At 53.6% G+C, this 15,685-nt stretch carries 12 protein-coding genes and 1 pseudogene; 3 read left to right on the top strand and 10 right to left on the bottom strand.

The window, feature by feature from the left end:
- Nucleotides 1-96 precede the first annotated feature (96 nt).
- Together BFO_RS05365 and BFO_RS05360 are read right to left on the bottom strand one after the other, a co-directional pair.
- On the bottom strand, nt 97-954 hold the full coding sequence (locus BFO_RS05365; protein WP_007366527.1) for a GNAT family N-acetyltransferase: 858 nt from the start codon (nt 952-954) through the stop codon (nt 97-99).
- 11 nt (nt 955-965) lie between these two features.
- Nucleotides 966-1,343: a nuclear transport factor 2 family protein gene (locus BFO_RS05360; protein ID WP_007366528.1), complete on the bottom strand. Its 378-nt coding sequence runs from the start codon at nt 1,341-1,343 to the stop codon at nt 966-968.
- 117 nt (nt 1,344-1,460) lie between these two features.
- Between BFO_RS05360 and BFO_RS05355 the strand changes: the two are divergent.
- Nucleotides 1,461-1,739: pseudogene (locus tag BFO_RS05355) on the top strand (DUF418 domain-containing protein); the annotation flags it as partial.
- Nucleotides 1,740-1,926: 187 nt separating this feature from the next.
- On the opposite strand, the gene BFO_RS05350 reads toward BFO_RS05355, so the two are convergent.
- From BFO_RS05350 to BFO_RS05325, 6 genes are all read right to left on the bottom strand, one after another.
- Nucleotides 1,927-7,791: an N-6 DNA methylase gene (locus BFO_RS05350; RefSeq protein WP_014224632.1), complete on the bottom strand. Its 5,865-nt coding sequence runs from the start codon at nt 7,789-7,791 to the stop codon at nt 1,927-1,929.
- Nucleotides 7,781-8,233: a DUF1896 domain-containing protein gene (locus BFO_RS05345; RefSeq protein ID WP_007366531.1), complete on the bottom strand. Its 453-nt coding sequence runs from the start codon at nt 8,231-8,233 to the stop codon at nt 7,781-7,783. The genes BFO_RS05350 and BFO_RS05345 overlap by 11 nt, the downstream gene beginning before the upstream one ends.
- Nucleotides 8,234-8,471: 238 nt before the next feature.
- Entirely contained in the window at nt 8,472-10,562 is a 2,091-nt protein-coding gene (locus BFO_RS05340) for a type IA DNA topoisomerase (RefSeq protein ID WP_007366532.1), read from the bottom strand.
- Nucleotides 10,563-10,621: 59 nt separating this feature from the next.
- Nucleotides 10,622-12,199: a DUF3945 domain-containing protein gene (locus BFO_RS05335; protein ID WP_007366533.1), complete on the bottom strand. Its 1,578-nt coding sequence runs from the start codon at nt 12,197-12,199 to the stop codon at nt 10,622-10,624.
- A 19-nt stretch (nt 12,200-12,218) separates the two neighbouring features.
- Complete coding sequence (locus BFO_RS05330) at nt 12,219-12,569, bottom strand: helix-turn-helix domain-containing protein (RefSeq protein WP_007366534.1); 351 nt, start codon at nt 12,567-12,569, stop codon at nt 12,219-12,221.
- Between the two features lie 3 nt (nt 12,570-12,572).
- Nucleotides 12,573-12,965, bottom strand: coding sequence for a helix-turn-helix domain-containing protein (locus BFO_RS05325; RefSeq protein ID WP_014224631.1), 393 nt, complete (start codon nt 12,963-12,965; stop codon nt 12,573-12,575).
- Between the two features lie 250 nt (nt 12,966-13,215).
- On the opposite strand from BFO_RS05325, the gene BFO_RS05320 reads away from it, so the two are divergent.
- Together BFO_RS05320 and BFO_RS05315 are read left to right on the top strand one after the other, a co-directional pair.
- A complete protein-coding gene (locus BFO_RS05320) occupies nt 13,216-13,509 on the top strand; it encodes a helix-turn-helix domain-containing protein (RefSeq protein ID WP_007366536.1) in 294 nt (97 codons plus the stop codon).
- A 39-nt stretch (nt 13,510-13,548) separates the two neighbouring features.
- Nucleotides 13,549-13,854, top strand: a complete 306-nt coding sequence (locus BFO_RS05315; protein ID WP_014224629.1) for a helix-turn-helix domain-containing protein — start codon at nt 13,549-13,551, stop codon at nt 13,852-13,854.
- Between the two features lie 91 nt (nt 13,855-13,945).
- Here BFO_RS05315 and BFO_RS05310 read toward each other — a convergent pair whose 3' ends face one another.
- Together BFO_RS05310 and BFO_RS05305 are read right to left on the bottom strand one after the other, a co-directional pair.
- Complete coding sequence (locus tag BFO_RS05310) at nt 13,946-14,308, bottom strand: hypothetical protein (RefSeq protein ID WP_007366538.1); 363 nt, start codon at nt 14,306-14,308, stop codon at nt 13,946-13,948.
- A 13-nt stretch (nt 14,309-14,321) separates the two neighbouring features.
- Nucleotides 14,322-15,557, bottom strand: a complete 1,236-nt coding sequence (locus BFO_RS05305; protein WP_007366539.1) for a site-specific integrase — start codon at nt 15,555-15,557, stop codon at nt 14,322-14,324.
- Nucleotides 15,558-15,685 lie beyond the last annotated feature (128 nt).

Raw genomic sequence — 15,685 nt, 5'->3', positions numbered from 1 at the left:
GACAAAAGCACAAAGAACTTTTTTAATCTATACGTATTTTTATTTGGTATTATTAATTTGTTATTTGATGATGAGGGCTATTCATATAAATGTAGGTTAAATTTTTCTGACCATTTCAAACTGTTGTCCTTTTGGGGTAAGTCCTAATGATGACAAGAAACCAGTGACTGATTCACAATCGCAATCAACATTAGTAAATTTGAGTACATCGCTTTGAAAATGACTGACAGCACTTTTAAGCAAGGACTTGCCTATTCCTTTACGCCGGTAATCTTTTGCAACTGCGAGGGATGAAATATCGCCTGATGCCGGTTCAAAGATAACAAATCCGACAAGTTCTTCTCTTTCATAAGCTCCCAATATGTCCAAATTGTCGATTCCGCGTTCCAGTGAAGCCCTGTCATTTTGCCATGAAGGATGAAAATCGAACCAGGCCGTTTGGTTAAGGCAGTTTTTTAAATCCGATGGGAGTATGCGACATGCAGTATGGTTTACTTGCAATACAGGAACAATATCGCTCAGTTTGGCAGAGTAGTAGTTGAAATTTCTCTGTGTTTCAAAGCCTAATTTGCGATATATTTTTATTGCTTTGTGATTGTGTTGCAAAACTTCCAGTACATATTGCCGAACTCCTTGTTGATATATCAATTCGAGGCTGAAAGTGAATATTTTTTGGGTTAGGTGTAATCCCCGGAATGAAGGTACGGTTCCCGTCCCTGTGTCATAAGCCGTCAAGATGTTGTTGTACATGCCTGTTCCGTTAAACACAAAAGAAATCAGCCGTCCTTCGAAAAATGCTCCGAAAGATAGTTGTGGATTGTATCCTCGTCGGTCGAGCATGCGTCGCAATTCATCCGCATTCAAAGAGAAATCATAATCTTTGAATGCGGATGAGAATGCCGCATACAAATCTTTGAAAGAAACGGACTCTAAAGAATGAATGATGATTCCCATATCGGACGGTGTTATGTGTTTGGATTTTTATCACTATTCTCTACGGTTAAACCGTGCTGTTTGAGAAAGCTGAGCTTATCCCAATAACCTCTTTGGAAAACGATTTTATCGTTTTGCACATGGAAGAATCCGCATCCTCGCAACCCGAGCGGATCTTTCCATTCCATGATAGCCCATTCTCCATCCTCGAATATATGCTCAACAATACAAACCATTTTTGAGGTTGCAAATTCATTTACAAACATTTTATGGATAGCTGTTTTTCCTATAACCGGGGTGTTTGCGACTTGATGGTTTATGGCATCCTGAGCGTATAAGTTTGCCAAAGCGACTGCATCGGCGGCGTTGAAGCAGTCAATCCATTCTTGTAGTATCTCTTTTGGCGTCATATTTTTCGTATCTTTTATTCTTTAATATTTAATTGTTGCTTTTTCCTCTATAAGTTAGAATTAGATATTTTTCTAATTCCTTTTGAAATGATCATCAAAAACAAAATTAGTATTTTTTTCTGTTTTACTGATGATTCTGTAGAAATATTCTCGTTCATATTATTGTGTCATAAGGAACGTGTCAAAAAAGCGGTTTCCACATTACAGCTTTATGGTAAAATGAGTTTAACCAACTACATAACGCAATCTGTTGTCGGTACTGTTATCTATTTCCCATTCGTATTCTATTTAGCCCCTTATTGTGGGTATGCAGCAAGTTATCTTATCGAATTCACTCTCTTTGGGAGTCAAATATGGTTGTGCAAATGGTGGCTGACAAAACATAAACAAGGTTAGTTGGAATATTTTTTGGTATAATGTTTATAAACATAAATCAAGAAAGAATAAATAAATTTAATAGAGGCTGCCCAAAAAGAAAGAAATCCTTACAATCACTCTTCTACAGATACTTGCAGAGGGGATAAGATTTACTTTTAGACCTTTTGGATAGCCCCTATTAATATTTTATATAAAATTCATAATTTTAAATTTTTATCCCTTTCGATCGGTTTTCATCCTTAAACTGAAAACCCGGACGCCCGATAATGATATGATTGGCAATGAAATTGCCAGACGGACTTCGTTTATCCATCGGGCTGCGTATCGGTGGTGCATCATCGGTTTGTTGTGGCGATATGCTCCGTACACCTTCCGAAACAGGCTTGACCTCCTGTCCGTCGTTCTCCTTTTCGGCGACATCGGGTGTAGGCGGCGCAAGCTCTAACTGTATTTTGCGGTCAAGCGCGGCAAGTTCGGACTTCAACTGTTTCAGTTCGTCCTCCTTTTTCCATACCTTACTTGCTATCTCCTGCAACTGTGGGACTTCCTTTTCCAGCACCTCGTTCTTTCCCTTATACTGGTCGATGATGGACGGAATCCTCTCCAATGCGTTCAGGAAATTACGTGCGGCGGCTACCGGATCAGCCATCGCCAGATGCCCGTTATTGTAAGTGTACTTGTAGTTTCCCTCCACCACGAAACGGTTGTCGGTAAACTCCAGCCCCTCTTTGAGTATTCTCTCGCTGACCACCTTTATCGGAAAACCGTAAAGTTCCCCGACAGGCTTGTACAAACCGCCCGTCGTGGCGTTCTTGGCGATTTCCTGCAAACGCTTTCCGATAACCTTTTCATCGGTAGAATCCACACCGTCCACCTTGACAGCATTCTGGCGATTGCCCTCCTTATCGGTCTTGACAACGGAAAGAAAGCGGTTCCAATCTTCCGTCATGGCTTCGATTACCGCCGTATTGTTGCGCAGTTCCCCCGTCTTGGCTTCCAGCTTGAACTCCGAATCGCGCTTGCCCTTGTTGAACGACTTGCGTTCCCCTTCGAGCGAGGCGATACGCTTTTCCAGTTTCGCCTTGTCCAAAAGGTCGGTATTGCCGGAGAGCAACGCCATGTACTCCGAGAAGTTCATGCCCGATTTCTCGTCCATAGCCCCCTCGTCGATGGTACGCGCGCCCATCGCCCCGCTTTTGAGCTGCGAGATGAATGTCTGCTTGCAGTGCAGCAGGTTGAACTTGTAGCTGTCCAGCGACTTTTCCACAGCGTAGATGATGACATCCACGTTGTTCCCGGCAAAATGCTTGGCAATCTCGTTGCCTGCCCTGACTCCCCGTCCGTCACGCTGTTGTAGGTCGGACGGACGCCACGGCGTATCCAAATGATGGATTGCGACACACCGTTTCTGCGCGTTCACACCCGTTCCGAGCATGGAGGTGGAGCCGAACAGCACGCGCACCGTTCCGGCGTTCATGGCGTCTATCACCCCCTTGCGTGCCTTGTCGGTCTTGCACTCCTGAATGAAGCGCACCTCGCCTGCCGGGATGCCGTAGTCCTCCGTCAGTTTCCGCTTTATCTCGCTGTACACGTTCCACCCGTCGCCCGGCTGGTACGTTCCCAGATCCGAGAACACGAACTGCGTGCCTTTCTGCGCGTCATACCTGTGGTAATACTCCGCAATCGTCTTGGCGCAGTGCGAAGCCTTGTTGTCGGGGTGGTCTTCGTAATGCGGGTCTATCATGCGCATATCGAGAGCCATCTTGCGGGCGTAGTCGGTGGCGATAAGCATCTTCGCCTTCTCCTCCGTTTCCGACAGGGGTGGTCTGCCCAGCAGCGTGGCGTCACCCGTCTTGGCGAACTGCATCAGCTTTTGGATGAAGTCCTCCTGCTCCGGCGTCGGCGGTATGTGGTGCAGTATCTCGTTCTTGTGCGGACGGTCCACGCCCACGTCCTCCGCCGTGCGGTAGTCGGTTATCTCGTTGTAGAAGGCGGCAAGCTCCGGCACTTTGATGAAGTAGCGGAAACGCTCCTTCTGCACCACGTTGTTCGTCACGTTGAACTCGAAGTCGGTCGTCTTCTTGGCAAAGATAGCCGCCCAAGCGTCAAAGCAACGAATATCCTGCCGTTCCAGTTCCTTAGGGCGAAGGTACTTGAAGAGCAGGTACAGCTCCGTCAGCGAGTTGCTGATGGTCGTACCGGACAGGAACGTAGCCCCCAAGTCCTTGCCCGTGCGTTCCTGTATGGTACGTATGGCAAAGAGCATGTTCAGGGCTTTCTGGCTTCCTTCCGAGTTTCCCAATCCCGCCACACGGTCGTGCCGCGTGTTGAAAGTCAGGTTCTTGAATTGATGGCTCTCGTCAATGAAGATATGGTCGATGCCCATCTGCTTGAAGTCCACCACATCATCCGTGCGCGATTGGATGGCATGTTCCACCTTCTCCAACTTCGCTTCAAGGTTGTGCTTGCGCTTTTCCAGCCCTTTCAGCATCGCCCTCGACACGTTCTTGCCCTGTTGCCGCAGGACTTCGAGATTTTCCTCCACCGTGTCAAGCTCCGCTTGCAGGATGCGCTGCTGCAACTCCGGCGACTGCGGAATCTTGCCGAACTGGTCGTGCGACATGATGACGCAATCGTAGTCGTTGTTCTTGATGTTGTTGAAGAAACGCACGCGGTTGGCGGTCGAGAAGTCCTTCTCCGAGGCATAGAGAATCCGCGCGTTGGGATATGCCGCCTGATAGGTGGCGGCAATCTCCGCGACATTGGCTTTCAGCCCGATAATCATCGGTTTGTGCGCCAAGTTCAGGCGCTTCATCTCATGCGCTGCAATACACATTATCAGCGTTTTACCGGTTCCCACCTCGTGGTCACAAATGCCACCGCCATTCTGTTTGAGCATCCAGACGCAATCCATCTGTGACGGATAGACGCTCTTGATACCCCGGCTTGCCAGCCCTTTGAGGTTGAGGTCGGGAAATGTCTGGTGAGAGCCGTCATACTTTGGGCGCACGAAACAGTTGAACTTGCGGTTGTACATCGTCGTCAGCCGTTCCTTGAACTGCGGCGACTGCTCTTCCAGCCATTCCGAGAACTCGTTGCGGATTTCATCAATCTTGGCGTTGGCGAGCTGTATGCCCTCGCTGTCACGCACCTTGATGTCATTGCCATGCTCGTCCTTACCGATGGATTTCATCATGTCCGGGCAGGTGTTGTGCAGGGCGTGTTTCAACAGGTGCATGCCGTCATAGTTCCGGTAATAGCCCTTCACTAAAAACTCGTCCGTGATTTTCATGGTGCGGCAGCCGCACGCCACCGAAAACTCATCCATGCTTGCGGAGTAGGCGATTTTCACGTCCGTGTCGAAAAGATGGCTCATATAGGCGGCATACACGCCCGTCGGAATCCAGCGTTCCCCGAAATTGAAGTCGAGGTCCTCAAAGGCGATGCGCGGCGGCTCGGCTTCTTTCAGAGCCTCCAACGCCTGCTTCACTTCCGGCATACGTCCGTTTTCGGGGTTGTCGCCCATCCATGCCTCGATGCGCTCCGCCTTTTCTATCACATTCCCGGCGATGAACCTGTCCTTTATCTCGTAACCGGTTACGAGCGGGTTGTAGAAGATGCGTCCTTTGAGGGCGTCAAGCAATCCCTCCTCCGTGCTGTCGGTTATCTCCCGCATATAGTCGAGATTGACCGTGCCGAACTTGTTGAGCGACGCGGAGAGTGCCTCTTCGGGAGAGCTTACGTTGGCATGGCTCTCCACAGAGAAGGAAACGGGACGCTCGAAAATGTCCGCCTTGACGAACCTGCCGTCCTCCGCCCGTTCCAGCGAAAGGATGTCGCGTCCGGCGACATCCATCATCAACAGTTTCACGTTATGCTTGGCATTGAGGTTGCCGTAGCGCATGACAAACTCATCGTAGCAGGTGTTCAACGCTCCGCGTTGCGCAGACCCTTCATCGTGATACTCCGCCTCGTAGCGGTAAAGCCGCTCGTATGCGTCACGGAGTGACACATACAACATCGCTTTCTCCTTCTGGTAGCCGGTCAGGTCAAGCGGTTGGAATGTCGCGCCGTAAGGCGTGAGGCCCTTCAAATAACCGAGATTGCGTGAAGCATCCAGTACCATAGAGCCGTCACGGTAGTGCGGCTCCAGCATACCGTTGAACGGACGGGGAGAAAGGTCGAGAGGTTCCTCCTTCGGCTTTTCCGTTTCAAATTCAGGGAAAAGGGAAGTTGTTGTCTCACTTGCGTTATTGTCCGTAACGGGAACGGTTGCGACTTCCGTCTGTGCTTCGGGGCGTTTTGTCGCTTCCTTTTCCGGCATGTCAATGGCGGGAGCGGCTTTCACCGCCGTCCCGTCCACCCGTTGCTTCTCCTGATGCTGTGCCGCCAGCCTGCGAAGTTCCTTGCGTCGCTCCGGCGTGAGGTCCATCATCATTTCATAGAAACCGTTGATGGGCGGATTGGTGTCCCAATCCAAAGAGGCGTAAATATCATCCAGATCGCCTTTGGCTGCGAAACTCACCGGCTTTGTTTCATGGCTGTCCCTCTTCTCCGTCAGTGGTGCAACAGACGGCTGTGGCGGTGCAGTCGTAACCTTCGGCGTAACCTGCGCCTGCGGTTTGGGAGGCATACGCCTTGCCGGGCTTTCCTTTTTCGCCGTCTTTTTCTTCTTGGCGGGGGCTTCCTGCTTGCGTACTTCCTCGGTCATGCCCCAGAGGTCGAGCAGGGAGAGCTGCACGCCCTCCGAATAATCGGGGCGGCGCGGCTCTATCTCCGACTTTTCTTCCTCCGGCTGCGGTGTTGCCGCTTCGGGCTTCGCTGCCATTTCATGACGTGGCTGTATCTCAGGAGTGACAACCGGTGTGGAAATGGTTTCTGTTACCGTGCTTTTCCCCTGTGCCGGATGCAGGCTGTGCATTTCATACAGCTTTTTGTCCAACTTATACAGCTCAATATCCATATGTTCCCGCAAATCCTCCGCCATTTGCCCGATGCCGTCCCGGTGCATGACTTTATAGGCTGGTTTCCCGTAAGGGTCTGTGCCGCTTATCAGATCCGAGTGGGGAATCATGCCGATGCTGCCGACATACCCGTTCTGGAAACTGCCTATCGGTGTCTTTTCCGTCTGCACGAACAACTCTTCATAATCGTACAGCTCCCGTTTCTTGCCGCTGTTCTTTTGCAGGATAATCAGGTCGCTGCCCACTTCCGTACCCGCGTTGTCCGTGAAGAGGTTGTTCGGCAGGCGTGCGACTCCCACCAGATTGGCATTACGCATCATATACTCGCGTATGGGCGCGTTGGACGGTGCGTCCAGTACCCCTTGAGAGGTGATGAACGCCACGATGCCGCCCTCACGCACCGCGTCAAGGCTTTTCAGGAAGAAGTAGTTGTGTATTGCCTTCGGTGCGGAACGCCTTGCCGGGTCTTGGCTTCCTGTAAATTCCGGGTCGAACACAGCCACGTCGCCGAACGGGATGTTCGAGATGGCAAGGTCGAAATAGTCCGTGAAGGGCTTCTCTATCTTCTCGAATCCCTGCACCCTTACCTTTTGGTCGGGATGCAGGTGTCCCAATATCTTGCCCGTCATCAGGTCTTTCTCGAAAGCCATGATGTCCGCGTCCGGCTTGTTTTCCAGCACGGCATCCACGAATGCGCCCACGCCCGCCGACGGCTCCAGCACACGGTCGGGACGTATGCCGTGTTCATGCAGAGCCTCCGCAATCGTGCCGGTTATCTCCGGCGGGGTGTAGAAAGCGGTCAGCACGGACTGCTTCATGGCATCCACGTACCGCTTGTACTCCGTATCGTCCTTGCTGTTTTCACGCACCAGCCTGTGCAGTTCTACCGTAGGGGTAAACAGTTCGAGGTCCGATTTCGCCCAATGCACGGCATCCGTCAGTTCCTTTGCAGGATTCAGTATGCACTTCAACCCGCCGAAACCGCAATACTTCCGAAGTATGGCTTGTTCCTCGGCGGTTGCCGTCCTCCGTTCCCTGTCAAGGATGAATGCCGTCCGTATCGCCTCGATGTTGTCCCGCAGCCGTTGTTTGCGGTTAAACGCCATATTCCCCGATATAAAGGACGGCGGCTCCCGTCAGCTCCGTGTAGAGCAGGTCGTATTCGGGCGACAGGGCGAAATTGTCGTCCGAAAGGTCATAGGCGGAGAATACGTTGCCGACCGGCGGCAGCAACTTTCGGATGAAGGCTTCGCGTTTCTTTCCCGGCACTTCGTCGGCAAACTCGTTTTCCACGACTTCGCGGAGGATGGCGTACTTGGAATAGCGAAGCCCCCGCAGGAGCGTGTCCATCGCCAACTCCTGCGCCCCTTCGGGCGGATAGCCTTCGAGCCGCGCACGCTCATACGTTTCGGCGGCACGGTCGGCACGCTCCCGGATGAAGGCATCGTCGGAAGCCTGTTCAAACCTGTTCGTGCGGAGGTAGTCCAGCAGGTACAGACCGTAATAGGAAAAGTCGGTCTGACCCTCGTTTTTCTTCTTGTTGTTCATTACTTTGGAATTTAGTGGATTGATAATGACGGGGATAGTCGTCTGAAAAGGAGAAAGAAAAGGCACTCGGTATCCCTCCGAGTGCCACCACTAAATCCAAAGTATGAGTGTAATCCGGTATCGAAGAACAATTCATTACTCTGAACAAGTGGCAAAGGTAGTGCAAATCGAAGACAATACGAAATAAACCCGTTTATTTCTATTGTTGAGGTGCAGCCTACTTTCTCAAAAGTTAATACTATTTCTTCCGTCCTGAAAATTTCCTGCTCGTGTTCCTTTCGGGGAACACGAAAGTCGTGTTATAGTCCCCGTCAAAGGCGACTATGGCGTCGAAGCTCTTGCCCTGCTTGCTCTTGAAGCCTTTGAGCAGCTTCGTATGCCCGTCGGTGAGCAGGTCTTTGATCTCGTCATCGGAAAGGGTGCGGTTCGCTTTCAGGCGGAACACGGGCAGCCCGCACTCCGCGTTGTCGCAGCGTACCACCTTGCCGTAGAACTGCATGCTGCCCGTCCCGCACTTGGGACACTTGCAGCCGGAATCCCTGCGGGCGAACAGTTTGTCGCACGAGAGCAGTTCGGAGGTGATTTCGCGTGTGTACGCCTCTATCTCCCTGCGGAAGGTTTCGGCGGGCATTTCCCCGCGCTCGATGCGTGCCAGATTCTTCTCCCATTCGCCCGTCATGGTTACGTCGGCGATGCGCATCGTCTTCACGACCGAATAGAGGGCAAGCCCTTTTTCAGTCGGCACAAGCGATTTCTTGCAGCGTTCCATGTAGCCGCGCTTGAAGAGCGTTTCGATAATCGCCGCACGGGTGGCGGGCGTGCCGATGCCGCAGTCCTTCAACGCCTGACGGAGTGCATCGTCCTCTATGTCCTTGCCCGCCGTTTCCATTGCCGACAACAGTGTCGCTTCTGTATGCAGCGGCTTGGGTTTGGTCTTTCCCTCCGTGATGGAGCAGCCTTTCAGCGTCAGCGTGTCGCCTTCCCGCCAATCGGGGATGGAGGTTTCTTCCTTGTCCTCCACGCTATAGACGGCACGCCATCCGGCTTGCCTGATGACGCTGCCTTTCACCGTGAACTCCACTCCGGCACACTCCGCCGTGACGGTGGCGGTGTCCTTGACGCATTTTTCGGAGAAAGCCTCGATCATGCGTCCGGCAACCATCTGATAGACGGTGCTGTCCTCTTTGGAGAGGAATAGTGGCTTCTCGCCCGTGACGAGCAGGGCGTGGTGGTCCGTCACCTTGCCGCCGTCCACGCTTCTGCGTGTCGGGACGCATTTCGGCTGCACCTTGCCTTTCCATTCGGGCAAAGCCCCGATGAAGGCGAGCAGCTTGGGGATTTCGGCGAACACGTCTTCGGGTATGTAGCGGCTTCCGGTTCGCGGATAGGTGATGAGCTTCTTCTCGTAAAGCTTCTGCGCGATTTCAAGCGTCTGTTCCGCCGTGAAGCCGTGCTTGGCGTTGGCTTCCTTCTGGAGCGTCGTCAGGTCGTACAGCAGCGGTGTTTCCTCCGTCTTCTCCTTGCGTTCGGCTTTCGTGACGGTGGCTGTGCCTGCCGACTTCACCTTATTATATAGTTCCGTCGCAGGCTCTTTCTCTTTCCACTTTTCGGAAGAGGAAAACTTCACCGTTCCTTCATCGCAGCCGTCCGTTGCGATATGGAGCTGCCAGAAGGCTTCGGGCGTGAAGCGGCGGTTCTCCCAATAGCGTGCGCACACCATCGCCAACGTGGGTGTCTGCACCCGCCCGATGGAGTACGTGCCGTGTCCGGCGGCGATGGAGAGTGCCTGCGTGCCGTTGATGCCCACGAGCCAGTCTGATTCGCTCCGCGCTTTGGCGGCAAGATAGAGGTTGTCGTATTTGCCGCCCGCTTCGAGGTTGCGCAGTCCCTCGCGGATAGCCTTGTCGGTAAGCGAGCTTATCCAGAGGCGGACGAACGGGGTGGTGCATCCGGTATAATGGTAGAGGTAGCGGAAGATAAGCTCACCCTCGCGCCCTGCATCGGTCGCCACGATGATCTGTTCGCTTTCCTTGAATAGCCGGGCAACGGTCTTGATCTGCGCCACCACGCCGCTGTCGGGCTTGTAGCCCTTCTCCGTCTTTACCTGACGGGGGACGAGCGTGAAGGTGTCGGGAATGACGGGCAGATTGTCACGGACGAAACCGCGTATGCCGTAGCCGTCGGGCATGGCAAGCTGCACAAGGTGTCCGAACGCCCAAGTCACGGCGTAGCCGCCTCCCTCGAAATATCCTTCCTCTCTCTTTGTCGCGCCCACGATACGGGCGATCTCACGTGCCACAGACGGCTTTTCTGCAATGATTGTCTTCATATTCTTCTGTCGTTTTGAATTTTACAAATGTTACTTCGGATTTAGTGGCGGACACGGGATTACATCTTCATGCCCTTGTTGTTTCTTTTCTGCTGCTGTTGCTGTGCGGTGTCCTTCGGGGCGGTCTGTCCCTTCCGCAACGGCTCTTTCAGGTTCTTGGTAGCCTCGTTGGTCTTGCCCTCGCTGTTCACCGCCACCTGCGTGCGGCTCTCGTTGGAAGGGGCGACCTTCTGCGCGTTGTCGGGGTTGGTGTCGTAGCGGTACGGGCGTCCCTTCTCCGGGTTGAACTTGATGTACATCGTGGCGTGGAAGCCCTGCTTGTCGGTCACGTTCTCTAATTTCACGGCTTTGCCAGCCACGTAGTCGGCTTTCTGCTGTTCGGTGAAGTCCACGCCGCTCCATTTGCTGATGGGGCGGATGCTGCCGTCGGCGTTCGTCCACGTGTTGCGGCGTTGCTCCTTGTTCGTGCCTCCGGCATTCTCCGTACCCTGCGCCTGTCCCTGTGCGGGGGTGTTCTTCGTTTCCTGCGTCCGGGCGGTACGGGGCGACCTGCCGGTTCCCGGCACGAACTCCACGCCGCGCTGCTCCACGTTCACTTGCAGGGTGGTGACGAACTTCCTGCCGTCCTTGCGCTCGATGAGCTTGTCGCGCACGGGCAGCCCGGCACGCAGCATGTCCTGCTCCTGCTTGGTGATTTCCGTCTTGCCGATGCGTTCCGGTATGCGCACCTTGTTCGTCGGGACATCCGTGATTTCGTTCGTCTTGCGGTCAATACTGACGAACGAGGGGATGATCTCGCCCGTTTCCCTGTCCACGAGGTCCACGACCCTGCCGAGGTTGCCTGTTTCGCGCAGGTTCTTCCGGTCGTCGTCGGAGAACTTGTGTTCCTTGTACTCGTCGAGCTTCTGCTCCTTGCGGATGAAGTGCGGCACAAGGCTGACATTGCCCTCGCCGTCCTTCTTGAAGGAGAGGCGGGCGTCCAGCTCGAAAGCCTCTCCGCCGAAATTGGGCGACACCCTCACCAAGTCGGACTTGCCGTAGTTGAGCATTCTGTTAAGGTCGCCCGACTTTTCAAGGTCGTCGCGCTTCACGCCCCATTTCTCCTCCAACTCCTGCCAGTTGATCTTGCTCTCGTCGATGGGCTGGTAGCCCCGGTTGCCCTGCGTCTGCTGCGGGCTTTCCTGATTCTGTTCGTTTTTCTGTTCCATCTCTTCCTGTTTTTTAGGTTCGTCATCTTGTTTCTGTTCCGGTTGTTCCTGCTTTTCGGCGGACTGCTCCTCCTGTACTTTCTTTTCGTAGCCGGAGGTGTCCACCTTGTGGGGCGCAAGCAGTTCCTTGTTGCCGTCGGGGTCTTTCAGCAAGTCCTTGATAACCTCCAGCAGCTTGTCGGCTTGGTCCGCCGCGACACGGTAGAAACCGAAGCGGCTGGGTTCCTTGCACTGCCGGAAGAAGTTCTTGAAGAAGTTGTCCAGCACGTCGCCGTGCCGGTCGAATTGCAGGAAACTCTGCGCGTTCTCCGCTTTCGCGGGGATGCGCTTGGGGGAGCCGTCGGCGTTCAGCCCGGCTACCACGCTGATTTCGCCCGTCTTCTCGTCACGGACAACCAGCACGTCCTTTTCGTCTTTTTTCTTTGCCATCTGAAAAATGTTTTAATGGTTATTTTTGAAAGAAATTATGGATACGGGCCTTGTAGAAGGCTATATCTTCCTTGCGGAAGTCCTTTACATGTTCGGAGAGGAACGTCAGCACGTCCGCCTCGCTGTAATAGGTCTTTTTGCCGAGCGTCTTGTAAGGCAGCGCGCCGATGCTGCGGTAGCGTTGCAGGGTGCGCTTGCTGATTTGGAGCAGCATGCACAGGTCTTGGTTGTCGAAAAGCCTGATCCCGTTCATCGGGTTCGGGGCTTTGCCGGACGGCTGCATGGAGAGCAGCATCTCGTCCTGACGGTCGAGCCGTTCCATCACCTTCTGCATCCAGTTCTCGAAATTGTTGCGGGTAAGCAGTTCCATGTCCTACGTCCTCCTTCCTTTGGGTCTGCCGCCCGTGCGCAGCGTGTGGTTGCGTTTCAGCTGTTCCGGTGTCGCGGCTTCGCCCGTGACGGTGCTGTCTTCGAGCAGGCGGTCTATTTCAGACTGCCGGTAGCGGCACTTGCCGCGCAGCACGACATAGGCGATGCGCTGTTCGCTGCGCATGCGCTGGAGGGTGCGGCAACTCACGTTCAGCAGGTGCGCCGCCTCGCGGGTGGTGAGCAGCCTGTCGGGGGATTCTTCCTTCCTACCGCCGGAAACGGCACGCACGTGTGCCGCTATCTCGGCTATCTGTTCCGTCAATGCGGTGAAGGCGGAACTTTCCATCGTTATCACTTTCATATTCAGTCCTTTCTTTTGGTTTATTTGCATGAACATAGGCTGCGCCTCGGCATACCGTTCAAGCGAGCTTGACGTGCTGCGCTCGGCTTGCGCTATGTTTCTGCGACAAAATTCGGCAATAAACCAAAGGGGCTTTAACAGCTCACTACGTGGCTCACGTAAGATTTTTACGGATAATGGCTCCGTAACCCGGACAGACGACGCAACAAGCTGCCTTTTAGTGGGAAACGGCACGTGTTCAAGGCGGCTTCGTTACCTTTGCGGCAAACTCTGAAATGTTTTGCTTATGGAAATAGTATCTATCGAGAAAAAGACCTTCGAGATGATGGTGGCGTCCTTCAACGCCCTCGCGGAGAAGGTAGCCGCCCTGAGGCGCAGGAGCGACGGCGGGCGGATGGAAAGGTGGCTCACGGGCGAGGAGGTCTGCGGGCAGTTGAGGATCAGCCCGCGCACGTTGCAGACCTTGCGTGACAGGCGGCTTATCGGCTACTCGCAGATTAACCGCAGGTTCTATTACAAGCCGGAGGAGGTCAAAAAGCTCATTCCGCTTGTCGGCACGCTCTATCCCTGCGGGAAATGATTTGATTTTTATTATTCACAACCCACTGAATCCGAAATGATGATGAACGAGAACAATGAAGTGTTTACAATGGAGGACGAGCCGCTTGCCTCCGTCGTGCAGAACATGCGCAAAGGCTCGAAATGGCTCTCCGCCTTTCTGGAAAGTTACCGCCCGCCGTTGGACGGGGAACGTTACCTGACGGACAGGGAGGTGGCGGAACTGCTCCGTGTCAGCCGCCGCACCTTGCAGGAGTACCGCAACAACAGGGTGCTGCCCTTTATCCTTTTGGGAGGGAAGGTGCTTTACCCCGAATCGGGGTTGCGTGAGCTGCTGGAGGCGAACTACCGCAAGCCGATGGAATAAGGCGGCTGCATGAAAAAAAAGGAAACGGGCAACTCCTTCACGGGGCTGTCCGTTTCCTTTTTATTCTTATTATTATATGTCTTCTGCGTTTTCAGCAATACCCGGCTTTTCCGTTCTGTATGAACATCACGTATGCCTGCCGCTTTTCCTTCGAGAGTGCTTTCTCTACCAGCCACGTGCGGAACACGTGTGCATGGTAGGTGTTCAGCCGGAAGGCAACGGGGATGATGATTTCAAGCGAGTAAACATCCGCGTGCAGCCCGTTTTCAAGCCGCATGTAGCGGCACACCTCGTAGTCGTTCAGCACGTCCGGCTTGCGGACGGCTCTGATGGCGGCGTTCACAGCCGGGACGCCCGTGTGGAACAGTCCGGCGATTTCTGTGGCGGTCATCCATATCTCGTTACCGGTTACGCTGACCGTGTTGTCCTCTATGATGATGGTTCCTCGTGTCATGGCTTCTCTGTTTTTAGATGGTGCAACATGAAAATTCCTCGATGCCGTTCAACCTTGCGGCAAGGTTCTCCATGTCTTGGTTGAGCTTCTCTTTGGTGATTTTCGCGTATATCTGCGTCGTCTTTATGCTCTTGTGTCCCAGCATGGAACTCACCGTTTCGATGGGTACGCCGTTGGAGAGGAACACCGTCGTGGCTGCCGTGTGGCGGCTCTGATGCCACGTGATATGCTTGGTGATACCGCAACGCTTGGCGACGGAACGGATTCCGGCAAGGCACGTGTTGTAGTGGGGAACGGGGAAAATCCTGCCGTTCCCGCACAGACCCCGGTATTTGTCGATGATGCGCTTTGCGATGTCGAGCAGGCGGATATTGGACACCACGCCCGTCTTCTGGCGGTTGATGTTTATCCACTCGTGTTCGTCGAAGTAGGTATGGATGTTCTCTTCCGTCAGGTTGCGCATGTCGGCGAACGACAAGCCCGTGAAGGCGCAGAACAGGTAGAGGTCGCGGTAAAGCTCCTGCTTGGCGTTTTTCAGCCTGCCCTCCATCAGCAGCCGGATTTCCTCTTTCGTCAGGAAACTGCGTGTCGTTTCCTCCTTCTTGATTTCATACTCCCGGAACGGGTCGCGTGTGAGCCACTCGTTGTTGATGGCGATGAACACCATCGTCCGCAAGGGGCAGACATACAGCCACACGGTATTGGTGCAGCAGTGCTTGTCCGTGCGTAGGAACATCTCGAAGTCGGAGATGAAAGCGGGCGTAAGCTCTTTCAGCGCGATGTCCTTCACGCGGTAGCGGATGGTGAGGAATTCTTGCAGGTGCTTGTAAACGGTCTTGTACTTCAGGAGCGTGCCTTTGGCTTTCATGCCAGCCTCCACCTGTTTCTCGTAGTCCTCGTTGTGCTGGCGGAACACCTGCATCAGCGTGTGGTAGCGGTGTTCCAGTCCGAGAAAGGCGTTCTTGACCTTCTCCGCCGTGACGAAATTGTCACGCTCCATGATTTCCTGATAATGTCTGTTGATGCGCACACGCATCTTGTCGAGCATGCGGTTCGTTTCGAGTGCCGCCGTGCTTCTGCCCGTGACACGTCCCCCTTTGGTGTCCCACAGCTTGGGATCGACGGTCAGTTTGCAACTGAACTGCGTCTGGCTGCCGTCCACCGTGATGCGTCCCATGACGGGTACTGTCCCGTCCTTTTTCACTACCTGACGTTTGAGGTAGTAGATTACTGAAAATGTACTCTTCATCGTCCTTAATTTTTTTAGGTTCAAAATTAGTCGGTGAAGAGTCCGTCGCCGGTACGCAAAACGGGGAGGAACGGCGCAATCTTTTTCCGTAACCGGATTTGTTGCGTGGGTTGTCAATAACTCACTAA

This window comes from Tannerella forsythia 92A2, from assembly GCF_000238215.1.
GTDB classification, from domain to species: domain Bacteria; phylum Bacteroidota; class Bacteroidia; order Bacteroidales; family Tannerellaceae; genus Tannerella; species Tannerella forsythia.
This window is presented reverse-complemented; position numbering and strand designations above follow the sequence as displayed.

Coding starts and splice junctions, on each gene's coding strand:
- BFO_RS05350 (WP_014224632.1), bottom strand. CDS start 7,791: ATGGCGTTTAACCGCAAACAACGGCTGCGGGACAACATCGAGGCGATA.
- BFO_RS05340 (WP_007366532.1), bottom strand. CDS start 10,562: ATGAAGACAATCATTGCAGAAAAGCCGTCTGTGGCACGTGAGATCGCC.
- BFO_RS05330 (WP_007366534.1), bottom strand. CDS start 12,569: ATGGAACTGCTTACCCGCAACAATTTCGAGAACTGGATGCAGAAGGTG.
- BFO_RS05325 (WP_014224631.1), bottom strand. CDS start 12,965: ATGTTCATGCAAATAAACCAAAAGAAAGGACTGAATATGAAAGTGATA.
- BFO_RS05320 (WP_007366536.1), top strand. CDS start 13,216: ATGGAAATAGTATCTATCGAGAAAAAGACCTTCGAGATGATGGTGGCG.
- BFO_RS05345 (WP_007366531.1), bottom strand. CDS start 8,233: ATGAACAACAAGAAGAAAAACGAGGGTCAGACCGACTTTTCCTATTAC.
- BFO_RS05335 (WP_007366533.1), bottom strand. CDS start 12,199: ATGGCAAAGAAAAAAGACGAAAAGGACGTGCTGGTTGTCCGTGACGAG.
- BFO_RS05360 (WP_007366528.1), bottom strand. CDS start 1,343: ATGACGCCAAAAGAGATACTACAAGAATGGATTGACTGCTTCAACGCC.
- BFO_RS05310 (WP_007366538.1), bottom strand. CDS start 14,308: ATGACACGAGGAACCATCATCATAGAGGACAACACGGTCAGCGTAACC.
- BFO_RS05365 (WP_007366527.1), bottom strand. CDS start 954: ATGGGAATCATCATTCATTCTTTAGAGTCCGTTTCTTTCAAAGATTTG.
- BFO_RS05305 (WP_007366539.1), bottom strand. CDS start 15,557: ATGAAGAGTACATTTTCAGTAATCTACTACCTCAAACGTCAGGTAGTG.
- BFO_RS05315 (WP_014224629.1), top strand. CDS start 13,549: ATGATGAACGAGAACAATGAAGTGTTTACAATGGAGGACGAGCCGCTT.